Consider the following 15,663-nt stretch of genomic DNA (forward strand, 5'->3'; position numbering starts at 1 on the left):
TTCCGTGTCCTCATGTTCGTCTCGCGTTGCGCCGGTCGTCGGCCGGAGCCGGCCGTCGGCCCTGACTGGTCAGTTCTGGGCCAGCAGCTCGCCCACGTAGCGTGCCACGGCGCGCACCGTGGCGATGTTGCCGGGGTAGTCCATGCGGGTGGGCCCCAGCACCCCCAGGCCGCCCACGATGGTGGCGCCGGGGCCGTACCCGGTGCTGACCACCGAGGCGGCGCGCAGGTTGTCGAACTCGTTCTCGTCGCCGATCAGCACCCGGGTCGTGCTCGGCTCGGTCTCGCCGATGAGCTTGAGGAGCACGACCTCCTCCTCCAGCGCTTCGAGGATCGGGCGCAGAGAGCCCTGGAAGTCGAGCAGGCCGCCCCGGGTGAGGTTGGCGGTGCCGGCCAGCGCGATCCGCTCCTCGTGCCGCTCGACCAGCGTCTCCAGCAACACCGTGGCGAGGGTGGTCATCGTCGGACGCAGCTCGGTCGGCGCCTCTTCGACCAGCGTCTGCACCAGCGGCGGCGTATCGGACAGCCGGGCGCCGGCGAGCTTCTCGTTGACCAGCCGACGCAGGTCGGTGACGTCGTCGGCGGGCACCGGCCCGGGCAGCTCGACCAGCCGCTGCTCCACCCGACCGGTGTCGGCGATCATGACGAGCATCAGCCGGGTGGTGGAGATCGGCACCAGCTCCAGGTGCCGCACCGAGGATCGGGCCAGGCTCGGGTACTGCACGACGGCGACCTGCCGGGTCAGCTGGGCGAGCAGCCGCACGGTGCGGTGCACCACGTCGTCGAGGTCGACCGCACCGACCAGGAAACGCTCGATGGCCCGGCGCTCGGCCGGGCTGAGTGGCTTGACCCGGGACAGCCGGTCGACGAAGAGGCGGTAGCCGCGGTCGGTGGGCACCCGGCCGGCACTGGTGTGCGGCTGCCGGATGTAGCCCTCCTCCTCCAGCACGGCCATGTCGTTGCGGACCGTGGCCGGGGAGACGCCGAGCTGGTGCCGCTCGACCAGCGCCTTGCTGCCGACGGGCTCCTGGGTGGAGACGTAGTCCTCGACGATGGCGCGGAGCACGGCTAGCTTGCGGTCGTCGAGACCCATCCTCCGCACCTCCTGTCGCACGTCGGCCGCCGGCCACGGTGGGGCCGGCGGACCGTCCTGGCACTCGACTGTAACGAGTGCCAGTCTACGTCGGCGTACCCGCCGGCGCGATGATCAAGGTCGTCGCTGTCCGTTCAGCCGGGCCGACCCGGCGGTGTCGCTCTGGTGCGGCGTTGCCACGGGCCCTTACCGTGACATCCATGACTGAACCACCTCGCCCTCCCGGCGCGGGAGACCCCGGCGGATACCCGACGGACCCGACATCCCCGCCGCCCTCTCCGGGCGCCTCGGCCGAGCCACCCACCGCACCACTGTCCGGGGCACCCGGCCCGGGCGGCTATCCCCCGGCCGGTGGCTATCCGCCGCCCACTGGTGACCAACCGCCGTCGGGTGGCTACCCTCCGTCGGGCGGCTATCCGCCAGCCGGGGGCTACCCTCCTGGCGGCTATCCGCCCGGTGGCGCCTACGGCGGCCCCGGCGGCGGCTACGCCAACAACGAGGACAAGACCTGGGCGCTGGTCGCGCACTTCGGCGGCGCCGCCGGGATGATCATCAGCGGCGGCGTGCTCGGCTGGATCGGCCCGCTGGTGGCGATGCTGGCCCGGGGCAACCAGTCCCCGACGGTTCGGGCGCACGCGGTGGCGGCGCTCAACTTCCAGCTCATCTGGTCGATCGTCGGCCTGGTCGGCTGGGTGCTCTCCTGCATCGTGATCGGCTTCATTCCGGTCGCGGCGGCGATCATCCTCGGCGCCGTGTTCGGCATCATCGCCGGGATCAAGGCCAACGAGGGCCAGCTCTACCGCTACCCGCTCTCCGGCAGCTTCATCAAGTGATCCAGGCCGGCCGCTCCCCCGGCCGGTCCGGCACACCGTCGCGCCGACCGGGGGGCGGCGCGACGGTCAGGGCAGCAGGTCGCGGACCACGGCGTCGGCGAGCAGCCGGCCGCGCAGGGTGAGCACCGCCCGGCCGGCCGCGTACTCCGGGGCGGCCAGCAGGCCGCCGGCCAGCGCCCGCTCGGCGCCGGCCCGGCCGGTGGCGTCGAGCACCGCCAGCGGCAACCCGGTGGCGAGCCGCAGCCGGAGCATGACGTCCTCCATGTGCGCCTCGTCGACGGTGAGCACCTCCCGGGCCAGGCCGGGCGACGCGCCGGCGGCCAACCGCTGGGCGTACGCCGACGGGTGCTTGACGTTCCACCAGCGCACCCCGCCGACGTGGCTGTGCGCCCCGGGGCCGAGCCCCCACCAGTCCGCGCCGGTCCAGTAGAGCAGGTTGTGCCGGCACCGGGCCTCGTCGGTGCGGGCCCAGTTGGAGACCTCGTACCAGGACAGGCCGGCCGCGTCGAGGGCGGCCTCCGCAGCCAGGTAGCGGTCCGCGGCGACGTCGTCGCTGGGGTACGGCAGCTCACCGCGACGCATTCGGGCGGCCAGCCGGGTGCCGTCCTCCACGATCAGGGCGTACGCGCTGACGTGGTCCACCCCGGCGGCCACCACCTGGTCCAGCGAGGCGGCGAAGTCCTCGGCCCGCTCCCCCGGAGTGCCGTAGATCAGGTCCAGGTTGACGTGCTCGAACCCGGCGTCGCGCGCCTCCAGGGCGGCGGCGGTGGCCCGGCCGGCACTGTGCCTGCGGTCGAGGATCGCCAGCACCCCCGGGGAGGCGGACTGCATGCCGAGCGAGATCCGGGTGTAGCCGGCTGCCCGCAGCAGCTTCAGCGATTCCGGGGTGACCGACTCCGGGTTGGCCTCGGTGGTCACCTCGACGTCGGCGGCGAGCCCCCAGGTGCGGTCGATGCCGTCGAGGATGCGGGCCAGGTCGTCGGCGGGGAGCAGGGTGGGCGTGCCACCGCCCACGAAGACCGTGTCGACCCGCGGCGGTGGGCTGTCACCGAGCACCCGGGCGGCGAGCGCCAGCTCGGCCAGCACCGTGTCGGCGTACCCCTCACGGCTGGCACCGCCGCCCAGCTCGCTCGCCGTGTAGGTGTTGAAGTCGCAGTAGCCGCAGCGGCTGGCGCAGAAGGGCACGTGCACGTACACGCCGAAGCCGCGCTGGCCGACCGCGGCGGTGGCGGTGGCGGGCAGCGATCCGTCGACGGGGACGGTCTCACCATCTGGAAGGACGCCGGGCATGGCCACTAGTGTGCCCGGCATGACCTCTCCCGACGTCCTCGTGCGGGTCGCCACGGCCCGCGGGGTGACCACCCTCACCCTGGACAGCCCGCACAACCGCAACGCACTCTCCACAGCCCTGATGACCCAGCTGCTGGGTGGGCTGGCCGACGCGGTCGCCGACGAGGCGGTCCGGGTGATCGTGCTGGACCACACCGGCCCGGTCTTCTGCTCAGGTGCGGACCTGAAGGAGACCGCCTTGGCGTACGCCAGCGGGACGGTGCCGGCCGGGATGCTGGGCGAGGTGCTCGCCGCGCTCTGGGAGTGCCCCAAGCCGGTGCTGGCCCGGGTGGCGGGGCCGGCGCGGGCCGGCGGGTTGGGCCTGATCGCGGCCGCCGACCTCGCGGTCTGCGCCGACGAGGCGACGTTCGCCTTCACCGAGGTGCGGATCGGGGTGATCCCCGCGGTCATCTCGGCGACCGTGCTGCCCCGGCTGCACCCGCGCGCCGCCGCCGAGTTGTACCTGACCGGGGACACCTTCGACGGCCGGCGGGCCGCCGAGATCGGCCTGGTCACCGCCGCCGTCCCGGCGGACGGGCTGGACGCGGCGATACGTCGGTACTGCGACTCGCTGGTGCGCGGCGCGCCCGGCGCGCTGGCCGGCGCGAAGGACCTGCTGCGCCGGCCGGGCACCGCCGAGCTGCGCGGCGAACTGGCCCGACTGTCGGCGCTGTCGACCGGCTACTTCCTCGGCGACGAGGGACGCGAAGGGGTCACCGCGTTCCGGGAGAAGCGGGACGCCAGCTGGGTACCCGCCGCGGATTAGCCGGTTTGTCCTGCCGACGGCGGGGAACGTCACTCTGGCCTTCCCCGCTCCCCTCGGGCGTGAACCGGTCGGACGACCCGGACGACGCCATCGGGGACGTACGCTTGGCGGACTGTCGATCTGGGGGTGTGGGTGCGAACTCGTGCAGCCGTGGCGGGCGGGGTGGTTCTCATCCTCGTCGCCGTGATCGCAGTCTGGCTCGTCGTGCGGCAGGTCGGGGACCGTCTGCAGCTACCACTGGCGACCCGGAAATGCACGGTCCAAGCCGACGGCCGGGTCGCCCTGGACGCCGACCAGATGGCCAACGCGGCGACCATCGCGGCGATCGGCGCACAGCGCGGGATGCCGGAGCGGGCCGTGGTGGTCGCGCTGGCCACCGCGTACCAGGAGTCCGGGCTGCGCAACCTCGCCGATGGCGACCGTGACTCGGTCGGCCTGTTCCAGCAACGTCCGAGCCAGGGCTGGGGCACGCCGACACAGATCCGCGACCCGCGCTACGCGGCGAACCGGTTCTACGCGGCACTGAAGAAGGTGCGCGGCTGGGAGAAGATGCGGGTCACCGACGCCGCCCAGCGGGTGCAGCGCTCGGCGTTCCCCGAGGCGTACCAGAAGTGGGCCGACGACTCCGAGGTGCTCAGCCGGGCGCTACTGGGCGACGTCACCGGGGCGGTCGCCTGCACGGTGGGGCGTACCCCGGTGATGCACGGCGCGGCAGCGGCCGCCCAACTGACCCGCAACCTGGTGCTGGACTGGGGGTTGTCGGGCACGGACACGGCAGGCCAGACCGGGCTGGCGGTGACCGCGGGCGACCAGCGCGACGGCTGGCGGTACGCGCACTGGCTGGTCTCGCACGCCCAGGACCACGGGGTGAAGCGGGTCCGCTTCGGCGACCTGGAGTGGACCGCCCGGGACGGCACCTGGGGCCGGGTGACCGGTGAGCAGAGCGCGGCCGGTCAGGTGGTGGCCGAGGTGTTCGCCGAGGGGTGAGCGGCCCGGATCTCTTAACCGGCAGTCACCGCACAATCGGACAACAGCCAACAAACGCCGCTATTTATCGCGGAAACCTGACTCTACGGAGTGGCTCCGCTGCGCATGGTCCGGCTGAGGTCCATTCCTGTCATGCGCACTCCCCGCTGCCAAGGTGATCGCGTTACGATCGGCGGCCTGTGCCAGAAATGGTTTCACCTCATGGGGAGGGGTACGACGCGGTGTTCGATTACGGCGACCGGACCGGCTACGAACCGATCAGCGACACTGACCGCAAGGAGTTTCACGAGCAGGGCTTCCTCCTGCTGCGCAACGTCCTGACGGAGGACCACCGGGCGGCGCTGGAGGCGGCGGTCGACCGCGTCTACGCGGAGGAGCAGGCAAAGGGCACCACCAAGAAGGACGGCACCCTGCACCTGCTGGGCTTCCTGGAGCGCGACGAGCTCTTCGGTGAGCTGCTCACCCACCCGATCGCCTTCCCGTACATGTGGGGGCTGGCCGGCTGGAACATCTACACCCACCACAACCACCTGGACGTCACTCCGCCGGCCGCCGAGCCGGAGAAGCCGTACTGGGGTTGGCACCAGGACGGGTACCGGCAGAACTCCGACCCGGAGACGATGGACCCGAACCTGCCCCGGCCGATGTTCTCGCTGAAGGTCGCGTACGTGCTCTCCGACCTCTCCGAGACCGGTCGCGGCGCCACCAAGGTCATCCCGGGCAGCCACCTGTGGAACTCGCTGGACCGGCCCAAGGACCTCAGCGTGCACAACCCCGACCCGGAGGGCACGGTGGAGATCACCGCCAAGCCGGGCGACGCGTTCATCTTCGACCGCCGGCAGTGGCACTCCCGGTCGACGAACCTGTCGACCATCACCCGCAAGATGCTCTTCGTGGGCTACACCTACCGGTGGATCCGCCCGCTGGACGAGCTGCACCCGGACCTGAACGGCGAGTGGTACCGCAACCGCACGCCGGTGCAGCGCCAGCTGATCGGTGAGGGCACCCACACCGCCAACTACTGGGGCATCAACTGGGACGGGTACGTCGACGACGAGATCCCGCTGCGCAAGGAGCTCAAGGAGCGCGGCCTGCTGGACCGCAACATCCCCTGGCTTCGCTGAGTCGTTAGCCGAGAGCCCCTGACATCGCCGATGTCGGGGGCTCTTGCGCATCCGCCGCCCGGCCGGCCCTTCGGCGCGGCCGGCCCGCGGTTAGGACGCTTCGCGGAGGCGCAGGTCGGCCAGCCACACCTCGGCCAGGTCGCTGAGCGCGACGCCGAGGACCTCGCTGAGGCAGACCACCGTGCCGAACGCGGGTGCCGGGAGCCGGCCCACCTCGATCTTGCGCAGCGTCTCCGGTGAGATGCCGGCCGCCAAGGCCACCTCGACGGGGCTGCGACCACCTCGGGCGACCCGAAGCGCCGCCCCGAGACGTTGCCCCGCTGCGATCTGTTCAGGTGTGAGCGGTGGGCGAACCATGTCAGCAGGATAGATCCGCCTTCTCGGACCGGCAACGCCCACCGGCCTGCGCGCCGACCAGCGTGGTATAAATATACCGCTACGAAGAGGGAAGGGTTGATCGTGATCGAGCTTAAGTCCCCTGAGGAGATCGAACGGATGGCCGTGACCGGCCAGTTCGTCGGCGAGCTGCTGGCGGAGCTGCGGGAGGTCGCCGCCGTCGGGGTCAACCTGATGGACCTCGAGCACCACGCCCGTCGCCGGATCAAGGAGCGTGGCGCCGAGTCCTGCTACTGGGACTACACACCGTCGTTCGGTCGCGGCCCGTTCCGCAACGTCCTGTGCCTCTCGGTCAACGACGCCGTGCTGCACGGCCTGCCGCACAACTACGCCCTGCGCGACGGTGACCTGCTGAGCATCGACATGGCGGTCGGGATCGACGGCTGGGTCGCCGACTCCGCACTGTCCGCCGTCATCGGCACCCCCTCCCCGGATGACCTGAAGCTGATCGAGGCCACCGAGGCCGCGCTGGAGGCCGGGATCGACGCCGCACGGCTGGGCAATCAGCTCGGCGACATCTCCGCCGCCATCGGCGAGGTCGCCCGCCGCTACGGCTACCAGGTCAACGCCGAATTCGGCGGGCACGGCATCGGCCGCACCATGCACGAGGCCCCACACGTGGCCAACGACGGCCGCCCCGGCCGGGGCATGAAGCTCAAGCCCGGTCTGACGATCGCAATCGAGCCGTGGTTCTGCCACAGCACCGACAAGATCAAATATGACAAGGACGGGTGGACGATCCGGTCCGCGGACGGCTCGCGCACGGCCCACTCCGAGCACACCGTCGCGATCACCAAGGCCGGCCCTCAGGTGCTGACCCCCCGCCCCGGGCACGACACGAGGCAGGGCACCCGCAGCGGGCAGTCGGCCGCGACGTCCTGACGAGCGCCGCTTCGGGGCGTGCGCGGTCGGACGGAGCAAGGGTGAACCGCCCCGAGGGCAGCCAAGTGTCAGGCACGGCCGGCCCTCAGGCGCGGTCGGTGGTCGGTCAGGCGCGGCTGGCGAGGCGGCGGCGGGCCTTCTCCCTGATCGCCACCGGCAGGTCCTCCGCGTCGAGCAGCCGGGGCAGCAACTCCGGCTCCAGGCTGGTCGCCCGGAACACCTCGCCGATGGTCACCCCGTGCGCCGGCCGCTCCACGACCTCGATTGGGTCGCCGGCGCCCACCTCCCCCTCGCGCAGCACCCGCAGGTATGCCCCCGGGGTGGCACGCACGGTGAAGCGCCGGATCAGGTCGGGCATCCCCCAGAAGCCGGCGAACGTGGTGCAGGGGGTACGCGGCATGGTCACCTGGAGCACCGCCGTGCCGATCGCCCACTGCTCGCCGATCACCGCCCCGGTCACGTCGACCGCGTAGGTGGTGAGGTTCTCACCGAAGCCGCCGGGCCGGACGGCGCGGCCGATCTCCGCGGACCACCACGCGGCGTCCTCCTCGGCGTACGCGTAGACGGCCTTGTCCGGCCCGCCGTGGTGGGCGCGCTCGGCGATGAAGTCGCCGACCAGGCCACCGGCGAGCAGCGGCACCGGCCCGTCGACCGGTCGCTTGTCGATGCCGCTGCGACCGCTCGCGTCGCCGGCCCACTCCGCCTCGGTCACCACGCCGAGGTTCACCGCTGCCACCCTGCCCGTCATGACGGTCAGCCTAGTGGCGGCGCTGCGCCCGACGCGCCCGCCGATACCCGCACTCGACGCGGCGTGGCGGCCCAAACGGCCTGGGCCGCACGCGGTCCGGTCAGCCCCGACGTTGCCTGCCCTGGTCAGCCCTTGACGGCGCCGGCGACCAGGCCGGAGACCATCCGTCGTTGCACCAGCAGGAAGAAGATGATGACCGGCAGGGTGAACAGGGTGGAGGCGGCCATCACCGGCCCCCAGTTGGTGTCGTCCCGGCCGAAGAAGAAGGTCATCGCCACCGGCAGGGTGTAGCGACCCTGGTCGTTGATGAACGTCAGCGCGAAGATCAGCTCGTTCCACGCGGTGATGAAGGAGAAGATGCTGGTGGCCACCAGGCCGGGCGCCACCAGCGGGAAGAGGATCCGGCGGAAGGTCTGGGCCCGGGTGGCCCCGTCGATGGCCGCCGCCTCCTCCAGTTCCTTGGGCACGGCCGCGACGAAGCCCCGCAGCATCCAGACCGCGAACGGCAGCGAGAAGCCGAGGTACGTGAGGATCAGGCTGGGCAGGGTGTTGTAGAGCCCGAGCCGCTGGATCATCAGGAACAGCGGGATGACCAACGCCTCCAGCGGGATCATCTGCACCACCAGCAGCATGATCAGGAAGCTGGTCCGCAGCTTGAACCGGAACCGGGCGACCGCCGTCGCGGCGAGCAGCGCGACCAGGCCACTGAGCACCACCGTCGAGACCGCCACCAGCGCGCTGTTGAGGAAGAAGTCGAAGAAGCTCACGCCGGGGATGAGGTTGCCGGTCAGGATCTCCCGGTAGTGCGTCAGCGTCGGGTGGGTCGGCACCGGCTGCGGGGTGGCCGAGAAGATCTCGCTGCTCGGCTTCAGCGAGGTGGAGATCATCCAGTAGACGGGGAAGGCCGCGAAGAGCGCGACCAGCAGCCCGGCGGCGTTGAGGGCGACCTTCTTCACTACTCGTCCTCCTGCTTGAGCACCATCCGCACGTAGAAGCCGGTGACCACGAGCAGGATCAGCGTGAGGATCACCGCGATGGCCGCACCGAGGCCGTACTTCGGCGGCGGCGAGAACGCCTCCGCGTAGGAGTAGATGGAGAGCATGAACGTCGGCCGGTCCTGGGTGCCGCCAGCCAGCACGAACTGTTGGGTGAAGACCTTGAAGTCCCAGATGGTGGAGAGCACGATCAGGATCCCGAAGACCGGGCGCAGCAGCGGGAAGGTGATCTTCCAGAACCCCCGCCAAGGGCTGGCGCCATCCACCCGGGCCGCCTCGTGCAGCTCGCTCGGCACGCTCTTCAGGCCGGCGAGCACGCTCACCGCGATGAACGGGAACGAGTGCCAGACCACCACCAGGGTGAGGATGGCGAAGAAGAGCAGTGGCGAGTTGAACCAGCCGTAGCCGGTCCAGTCACTGCGGCCGAACAGTCCGTTGGAGAGGCCGTCCGGCAGCGCGTTGAACAGCCAGGTGACCAGGCCGCTCGTGTCGTCGAAGATCCACTTCCAGACGATCGTGCCGGTCAGCGCCGGGGTGGCCCAGGCGAGCATCACGCAGCTGGCCACGAAGGTGGCCATCTTGCGGCCGAGCCGGTTGAGCAGCAGCCCGACCAGGGTGCCGAGAACCATCGTGAGCAGCACGTTGGCCGCGGCGAACAGGACCGTGTTGCGCAGCACGGTCAGGAAGAACGGATCCGAGAGGATCTCGGTGTAGTTGCCCAGCCCCACCCATGGCCACTCCCGGTCGCCGCGCAGTTGCCGGACGTTGTTCAGCCGGTAGAAGGACATCGTCACCACCTGGCCGAGCGGCCAGAGCAGCAGCACACCGATGATCACCAGTGCGGGCAGGAGCAGCAGGTAGGGCAGGCGGTCCACCGGGCGGCGCCGCCGCGCGGGGGTCTCCCGCGCGGCAGCGGCCTCCGGCGCCTCGGTCAGCGTGGTCACTTGGCGTTGAGGATGCTTTCCATCTCACCGGCCGCATCGGCGGTAGCCTTCTCGACCGTCTTCTGACCCTTCATGACCGAGCTGTTCATCGCCTGGGTCACCGTCTTCGTCCGGCTGACCTCCACCCACTTCGGGGTGAGCGGCGTGAGCTTGGTGTTCTGCATGGTGGTGGCGAACGCCGCCATGATCTTGTCGTTGGCGTACGTGTCACCGGCGACCAGGTCCTGGTAGACCGGGAAGAAGCCGAGGCTGCTCGCGAAGCTCTGCGAGTTCTTCTTGTTCAGCAGCACGGTCAGGTAGTCCCAGGCCAGGTCCTGGCGCTCGCTGTCCTTCCAGATCGCCAGGTCCGAGCCACCGGCGAAAGCGGGTGCCGCCTTGCCGTCGGGGCCGGGGATCGGGAACGTACCCCAGACCTTCTCGATCTCGGGGTTGTCCTTCTTGATGGCACCCTGCTGCCAGCTGCCGGCGAAGGCCATCGCGGCCTTGCCGGTGGCGAACTGGGTGCGGGCGTCGATCTCGTTCCAGCCCGCCGCCGCCGGCGGAGCCACCTTGTGCACGGTCACCAGGTCGGTCCAGAACTTGACCGCCCGCTGCGCCTCGGGGGTGGTGTAGCCGGACTTCCAGGTGCCGCCCTGGTTGCTGGCGATCTCACCGCCGGCCCCCCAGAGGAAGGAGTAGAACGGCAGCTCGGAGTTGCCCGGCAACGCGATGCCGTAGGTGCCCGGCTTCTTGGCCTGCACGGCCTTGGCCGCGCTGACCAGCTCGTCCCAGGTCTTCGGCGGCTGCACGCCCGCCTCGGCGAACCAGTCGGTGCGGTAGTAGATGGCCCGGACGCCGGCGTACCAGGGCACGCCGTACTGCTTGCCGTCGAGCTGCGCGTTGCGGACGAGGTCGGGCAGCAGGTCCTTGCCGTCGGTCCAGCCACCCATCCGCCCGCTCACGTCGGCGAGCGCCTCCTGGGCAGCCCAGCCCTGGGTCTCGGTGTTGCCCAGCTCGGTGATGTCCGGTCCCTCACCGCCGGCGAGCGCGGCCTGGAACTTCTTGGGCGCCTCGAGCCACGGGAGGTACTGCACCACCACGTCGGTGTCGGGGTGCTTCTGCCGGAACTCGGTCTCGACTCCGTCGAGGAAGGCGTTCTGCGCGTCGCCGCCCTCGCCCATCATCCAGACCGTGAGCTTGCTGTTGTCGGCCGCGTCGTCATCGGAGCCCCCGCCGCAGCCGGTCAGCACCATCGCGGCCGAGGCCACTACGGCAGTGACCGGGGCCAGCCGCTTCCACCTGTTCACGCCACTTCTCCCCTCGCGCCGCCTGGAACTAACCTTCCACGCCGCACCCTAGTACGAAGAATTCCTTTACGACAGTGGGCGCATCGACGGAGCGAGGCGACCGTACCGCAGCGGATCGGCGAAAGGGACCGTGGCATCAGGCCGAAGTCGGGCACTTCAGCACGAAGAAGCGCCCGGCCGATGGCCGGGCGCTTCTTTCAGTAGTGCGGTGGTCGTAGGTGATGCCAGGTCGTTATCGGGTGACGCTGCGGCGGCGACCCACGCCAGCCACCAGCGCGACCGCAATCGCGGCCACCACGACCTGCACCAGCAGCTCGGCCCAGTCGATCCCGCTGGTCTCGGTCGCGATGCCGATGGCCCGCGCCAGCACCGTTCCCAGCAGGGCCGCGCCGACGCCGATCAGCAGGTGCAGCCAGATCGGCATGTTCTGCCGGCCTGGGACGACCAGGCGGCCCAGCGCGCCGACGATGAGACCAACAACGATGGCAGTGATGATGCCCCACACGGTGAGCTCCACGGTCGCCCTCCTTCAAAGAATGTCTGACGCACAACGTGCGCTTCCTGTCGTGACCGCTAAGTGCCCGATCCACCGAAATTCCAAACCGACTTTGCCCACCAGAGGATCACGATCAGGCATACACGGACGTGTTCCACCGGCGACCGCTCTCCCGCGGCAACCGGCCTCTCGGGAGATGCAGCAAGATCCGCGCAACATCGCCGAAAGTGCTGCCTCCCAACGGGTTGAGACAGCACTTTCGGCGAAAATGCGAGGATCTTGAGGCCATCGCGCGACGCGGTCACCCGGGCGGCCGGGTGAACGCCGATGGGCGCCCGACCTGTTGGCCGGGCGCCCATCGGAAGTGTTGCGGTGGTACGAGGTGATGTTGGGGGGTGTTATCGGGTGACGCTGCGGCGGCTACCCACACCTGCCACCAGCGCGACCGCGATGGCCGCCACGACGACCTGCACCAGCAGCTCACCCCAGTCGATCCCGCTGGTCTCCGTCGCGATGCCGATGGCTCGCGCCAGTACCGTGCCCAGCAGGGCCGCGCCGACGCCGATCAGCATGTGCAGCCACATGGGCATGTTCTGCCGGCCCGGGACGACCAGGCGGCCCAGGGCCCCGATGATGAGACCAACAACAAGCGCAGTGATGATGCCCCACACGGTGAGCTCCACGATCGCCCTCCTTCAAAGAATGTCTGACACACAATGTGTGCTTCCTGTCGTGACCGCTAAGTTCCCGACCCACCAGAAATCCAAACCGACTCACTCTCAACGGAGAGCGGCACACGTCAATGCCGGTCGGGTGCGTCGATTGGCACGGGAGCGCGTCCAACCAGGTAGAAGGCCATCTCGTCGGGTCGCCCACCGCACGGCGAGGCGGGAGAAAATTTTCTTCACCAGCCGCCAGCCGTCAGCCGTCTGTCGCCAGCGCGCCCTGTCGCGAGCAAGCCCCGCCGCCAGCCGCCAGGCCGTGCTGGCGCTCTGCCCACGGCGGGCGGCAGGCGACGGGCCACCGGGATCCGGACACGGCGACGGCCGGTGCCCCCGGCCGTGCGCCTGATCGTGGCGACCGGCCCGGCCGGGGCACCGGCCGTTCTCGTCAGTCAGCGCCGGCGTACCGGCGGTTCTCGTGAGTCAGCGCCGGCGGACCGGCGTCGGGGTCACTTCTTGCCGGCGGCCTTGCCGTCACCGGAGTCGGAGGAGAGGGCGGCGATGAAGGCCTCCTGCGGCACCTCGACCCGGCCCACCATCTTCATCCGCTTCTTGCCTTCCTTCTGCTTCTCCAGCAGCTTGCGCTTACGGCTGATGTCACCGCCGTAGCACTTGGCGAGCACGTCCTTGCGGATCGCCCGGATGGTCTCCCGGGCGATGACCCGGCTGCCGATGGCCGCCTGGATCGGCACCTCGAACTGCTGGCGCGGGATCAGGGTGCGCAGCTTGGCGGCGATGGTGACGCCGTAGTTGTACGCCTTGTCCTTGTGCACGATGGCGCTGAACGCGTCCACCGGCTCGCCGTGCAGCAGGATGTCCACCTTCACCAGGTCCGATGCCTGCTCGGTGGAGGGCTCGTAGTCCAGCGAGGCGTAGCCCTTGGTCCGGCTCTTCAACTGGTCGAAGAAGTCGTAGATGATTTCCGCGAGGGGCAGCGTGTAGCGCAGCTCGACCCGGTCGGCGGAGAGGTAGTCCATGCCGAGCAGGCTGCCGCGGCGGCCCTGGCACAGCTCCATCACCGCGCCCACGTAGTCGTTGGGCGTCAGCACGGTGGCCCGGACCACCGGCTCGTACACCTCGGCGATCTTGCCGGTCGGGTACTCGCTGGGGTTGGTGACGACGATTTCCTCGCCGTCGTCCGTGATCGCCCGGTAGACCACGTTCGGCGCGGTGGAGATCAGGTCGAGGTTGTACTCGCGCTCCAGCCGCTCCCGGATGATCTCCAGGTGGAGCAGGCCGAGGAAGCCGCAGCGGAAGCCGAAGCCGAGCGCCCCGGAGGTCTCCGGCTCGTAGTCCAGCGCGGCGTCGTTGAGCTTGAGCTTGTCCAGCGCCTCACGCAGGTTGGGGTAGTCGGACCCGTCGATCGGATAGAGGCCGGAGTAGACCATCGGCTTCGGGTCCTTGTAGCCACCCAGCGCCTCGGACGCCGGCCGGCTGTTGATGGTGACCGTGTCACCGACCCGGGACTGCCGGACGTCCTTCACGCCGGTGATCAGGTAACCGACCTCGCCGACACCGAGCGCCTCGGCCTTCACCATCTCCGGCGAGATGACGCCGATCTCCAGCAGTTCGTGTACCGCCCCGGTGGACATCATCTTGATCCGGTCCCGGGCGCTGATCCGGCCGTCGATGACCCGCACGTAGGTGACCACGCCGCGGTAGACGTCGTACACCGAGTCGAAGATCATCGCCCGGGCGGGCGCTTCGGCGTCACCGACCGGCGGGATGAACTGCCGGACAATCTCGTCGAGCAGGTACGGAACCCCCTCGCCGGTCTTGCCGGAGACCCGGATGCAGTCGGCAGGGTCGCCGCCGATCAGGTGCGCCAACTCCTCGGCGTACTTCTCCGGCTGGGCGGCCGGCAGGTCGATCTTGTTGAGCACCGGGATGATGCGCAGGTCGTTCTCAAGGGCCAGGTAGAGGTTGGCCAGGGTCTGCGCCTCGATGCCCTGCGCGGCGTCGACCAGCAGCACGGCACCCTCGCAGGCGGCCAACGACCGGGACACCTCGTAGGTGAAGTCGACGTGCCCCGGGGTGTCGATCATGTTGAGCACCGCGTGCTCGCCGGTCCGGTCGCCCTCGCGGATGGTCCACGGCATCCGGACGGCCTGACTCTTGATGGTGATGCCGCGCTCGCGCTCGATGTCCATCCGGTCCAGGTACTGGGCGCGCATCTGCCGGGGGTCGACCACGCCGGTGAGCTGCAACATCCGGTCGGCCAGGGTCGACTTCCCGTGATCGATGTGGGCGATGATGCCGAAGTTCCGGATGCGACCGGGGTCGGTGGCACCAGGAGCGTTCGCGCCGGGATCGAGCTTCGGTGGCACAGCGGTCCGTTCTGGTCGGCTGACGTGAGCAGGCCGGCGCGCCGCCGACCCCCTCTATGCTCCCACGCCGCCGGGGTGCGTCCGCTGCGCGGGCGATCCTCCCTACCCCGCGACCCCGGCACTGGGCGCCGAACCGCCCAACAGCTCACTCCATCGGCGGCTCAACGAAGAGCGCGGCCAGCCGGGGCAGCCGGCGGCGGGCCTCCTCCTCGTCGTCGAAGTCCCAGAAGTCGTTGAGGTCCGGCGCGCGCACCGGCTCCCGGTCCGCCGGCAGTTCCGCCGCGGTGGCCTTGCGGTACGCGTCCCAGGGCACCGCCAACATGTGCTCGGCGGAGAACTCCTCGCCGCTGAGCGAGGCGGCCCGCACCTGGGGCAGCTCGGCCAGCGAGTCCGGGTCGGTGACCGCGCGCGCGAAGACCGCCCGGCCCTGGGTCATCAGCCAGCCCCGGAAGTGCTCGAAGCCGTCCGCCGAGGCACCCCCGTTGATCAGGTACGCCGCTCCCCAGAGATCCGCCTTGTGCGAGGCGGCCAGCACCCGCGTCTGGTGCCGGGCGTATCCGACGATGTCCTCCGGGTCACGCTCGGCGAGCAGCGCGACAGCCCGCGCGGCGACCGGACCCGGTTCTCCCCCACCGCCGGCACGGGCCTGGTCGATCAGCTGCCAGAAGTCCTCGGTCCTCATGGCTTGGCAGTCTCGCAGTGTCGCCGCACGCCGCGCACGTACCCCGGGGCAGCA

General features: G+C 70.3%; 16 protein-coding genes. 5 read left to right on the forward strand and 11 right to left on the reverse strand.

The window, feature by feature from the left end; all coding sequences use genetic code 11:
- Nucleotides 1-69: 69 nt before the first annotated feature.
- Nucleotides 70-1,092, reverse strand: coding sequence for a heat-inducible transcriptional repressor HrcA (gene hrcA / locus ACFY29_RS09025; RefSeq protein WP_328419344.1), 1,023 nt, complete (start codon nucleotides 1,090-1,092; stop codon nucleotides 70-72).
- A gap of 200 nt (nucleotides 1,093-1,292) precedes the next feature.
- Between hrcA and ACFY29_RS09030 the strand changes: the two genes are divergently transcribed.
- A complete protein-coding gene (locus tag ACFY29_RS09030; protein WP_328419346.1) occupies nucleotides 1,293-1,925 on the forward strand; it encodes a DUF4870 domain-containing protein in 633 nt (210 codons plus the stop codon).
- 66 nt (nucleotides 1,926-1,991) lie between these two features.
- Here ACFY29_RS09030 and hemW read toward each other — a convergent pair whose 3' ends face one another.
- Nucleotides 1,992-3,215: a radical SAM family heme chaperone HemW gene (gene hemW, locus ACFY29_RS09035; protein ID WP_328426841.1), complete on the reverse strand. Its 1,224-nt coding sequence runs from the start codon at nucleotides 3,213-3,215 to the stop codon at nucleotides 1,992-1,994.
- 19 nt (nucleotides 3,216-3,234) lie between these two features.
- Here hemW and ACFY29_RS09040 point away from each other — a divergent pair, with 19 nt between their 5' ends.
- The 3 genes from ACFY29_RS09040 (at nucleotide 3,235) to ACFY29_RS09050 (ending at nucleotide 6,131) form a co-directional block, all read left to right on the forward strand.
- Nucleotides 3,235-4,020 (forward strand): enoyl-CoA hydratase-related protein, encoded by a 786-nt coding sequence (locus tag ACFY29_RS09040; RefSeq protein WP_386984477.1) that lies wholly within the window; start codon nucleotides 3,235-3,237, stop codon nucleotides 4,018-4,020.
- A gap of 132 nt (nucleotides 4,021-4,152) precedes the next feature.
- Nucleotides 4,153-5,007, forward strand: coding sequence for a hypothetical protein (locus tag ACFY29_RS09045; protein WP_386984479.1), 855 nt, complete (start codon nucleotides 4,153-4,155; stop codon nucleotides 5,005-5,007).
- A gap of 221 nt (nucleotides 5,008-5,228) precedes the next feature.
- The gene (locus tag ACFY29_RS09050; RefSeq protein WP_386984481.1) at nucleotides 5,229-6,131 is read left to right on the forward strand and encodes a phytanoyl-CoA dioxygenase family protein; all 903 of its coding nucleotides are present in this window, start codon (nucleotides 5,229-5,231) and stop codon (nucleotides 6,129-6,131) included.
- Nucleotides 6,132-6,221: 90 nt separating this feature from the next.
- Here the strand turns inward: ACFY29_RS09050 and ACFY29_RS09055 are convergent, their stop codons facing one another.
- Nucleotides 6,222-6,488 (reverse strand): helix-turn-helix transcriptional regulator, encoded by a 267-nt coding sequence (locus tag ACFY29_RS09055; protein WP_355609080.1) that lies wholly within the window; start codon nucleotides 6,486-6,488, stop codon nucleotides 6,222-6,224.
- 102 nt (nucleotides 6,489-6,590) lie between these two features.
- On the opposite strand from ACFY29_RS09055, the gene map reads away from it, so the two are divergent.
- On the forward strand, nucleotides 6,591-7,409 hold the full coding sequence (gene map / locus ACFY29_RS09060; RefSeq protein ID WP_386984483.1) for a type I methionyl aminopeptidase: 819 nt from the start codon (nucleotides 6,591-6,593) through the stop codon (nucleotides 7,407-7,409).
- A 106-nt stretch (nucleotides 7,410-7,515) separates the two neighbouring features.
- Here map and ACFY29_RS09065 read toward each other — a convergent pair whose 3' ends face one another.
- From ACFY29_RS09065 to ACFY29_RS09100, 8 genes are all read right to left on the reverse strand, one after another.
- Nucleotides 7,516-8,157 carry an MOSC domain-containing protein gene (locus ACFY29_RS09065; RefSeq protein WP_386984485.1) on the reverse strand — a complete coding sequence of 214 codons (642 nt, stop codon included), beginning with the start codon at nucleotides 8,155-8,157 and terminating at the stop codon, nucleotides 7,516-7,518.
- Between the two features lie 125 nt (nucleotides 8,158-8,282).
- Nucleotides 8,283-9,113, reverse strand: coding sequence for a carbohydrate ABC transporter permease (locus ACFY29_RS09070; RefSeq protein ID WP_328419360.1), 831 nt, complete (start codon nucleotides 9,111-9,113; stop codon nucleotides 8,283-8,285).
- Entirely contained in the window at nucleotides 9,113-10,096 is a 984-nt protein-coding gene (locus ACFY29_RS09075) for a carbohydrate ABC transporter permease (protein ID WP_386984488.1), read from the reverse strand. The genes ACFY29_RS09070 and ACFY29_RS09075 overlap by 1 nt, the downstream gene beginning before the upstream one ends.
- On the reverse strand, nucleotides 10,093-11,382 hold the full coding sequence (locus ACFY29_RS09080) for a sugar ABC transporter substrate-binding protein (RefSeq protein ID WP_328419364.1): 1,290 nt from the start codon (nucleotides 11,380-11,382) through the stop codon (nucleotides 10,093-10,095). The genes ACFY29_RS09075 and ACFY29_RS09080 overlap by 4 nt, the downstream gene beginning before the upstream one ends.
- 232 nt (nucleotides 11,383-11,614) lie before the next feature.
- Nucleotides 11,615-11,899: a GlsB/YeaQ/YmgE family stress response membrane protein gene (locus tag ACFY29_RS09085; RefSeq protein WP_091410004.1), complete on the reverse strand. Its 285-nt coding sequence runs from the start codon at nucleotides 11,897-11,899 to the stop codon at nucleotides 11,615-11,617.
- Between the two features lie 377 nt (nucleotides 11,900-12,276).
- Nucleotides 12,277-12,561 carry a GlsB/YeaQ/YmgE family stress response membrane protein gene (locus ACFY29_RS09090; RefSeq protein ID WP_328419366.1) on the reverse strand — a complete coding sequence of 95 codons (285 nt, stop codon included), beginning with the start codon at nucleotides 12,559-12,561 and terminating at the stop codon, nucleotides 12,277-12,279.
- 488 nt (nucleotides 12,562-13,049) lie between these two features.
- Entirely contained in the window at nucleotides 13,050-14,927 is a 1,878-nt protein-coding gene (gene lepA / locus ACFY29_RS09095; RefSeq protein WP_386984491.1) for a translation elongation factor 4, read from the reverse strand.
- 145 nt (nucleotides 14,928-15,072) lie between these two features.
- Nucleotides 15,073-15,609: a DUF4240 domain-containing protein gene (locus ACFY29_RS09100; RefSeq protein WP_328419370.1), complete on the reverse strand. Its 537-nt coding sequence runs from the start codon at nucleotides 15,607-15,609 to the stop codon at nucleotides 15,073-15,075.
- Nucleotides 15,610-15,663 lie beyond the last annotated feature (54 nt).

Origin of the sequence: Micromonospora sp. NPDC000668, from assembly GCF_042897975.1 — a bacterium.
Classification (GTDB): Bacteria; Actinomycetota; Actinomycetes; order Mycobacteriales; family Micromonosporaceae; genus Micromonospora.

Coding starts and splice junctions, on each gene's coding strand:
- hrcA (WP_328419344.1), bottom strand. CDS start 1,092: ATGGGTCTCGACGACCGCAAGCTAGCCGTGCTCCGCGCCATCGTCGAG.
- ACFY29_RS09030 (WP_328419346.1), top strand. CDS start 1,293: ATGACTGAACCACCTCGCCCTCCCGGCGCGGGAGACCCCGGCGGATAC.
- hemW (WP_328426841.1), bottom strand. CDS start 3,215: ATGCCCGGCGTCCTTCCAGATGGTGAGACCGTCCCCGTCGACGGATCG.
- ACFY29_RS09040 (WP_386984477.1), top strand. CDS start 3,235: ATGACCTCTCCCGACGTCCTCGTGCGGGTCGCCACGGCCCGCGGGGTG.
- ACFY29_RS09055 (WP_355609080.1), bottom strand. CDS start 6,488: ATGGTTCGCCCACCGCTCACACCTGAACAGATCGCAGCGGGGCAACGT.
- ACFY29_RS09065 (WP_386984485.1), bottom strand. CDS start 8,157: ATGACGGGCAGGGTGGCAGCGGTGAACCTCGGCGTGGTGACCGAGGCG.
- ACFY29_RS09100 (WP_328419370.1), bottom strand. CDS start 15,609: ATGAGGACCGAGGACTTCTGGCAGCTGATCGACCAGGCCCGTGCCGGC.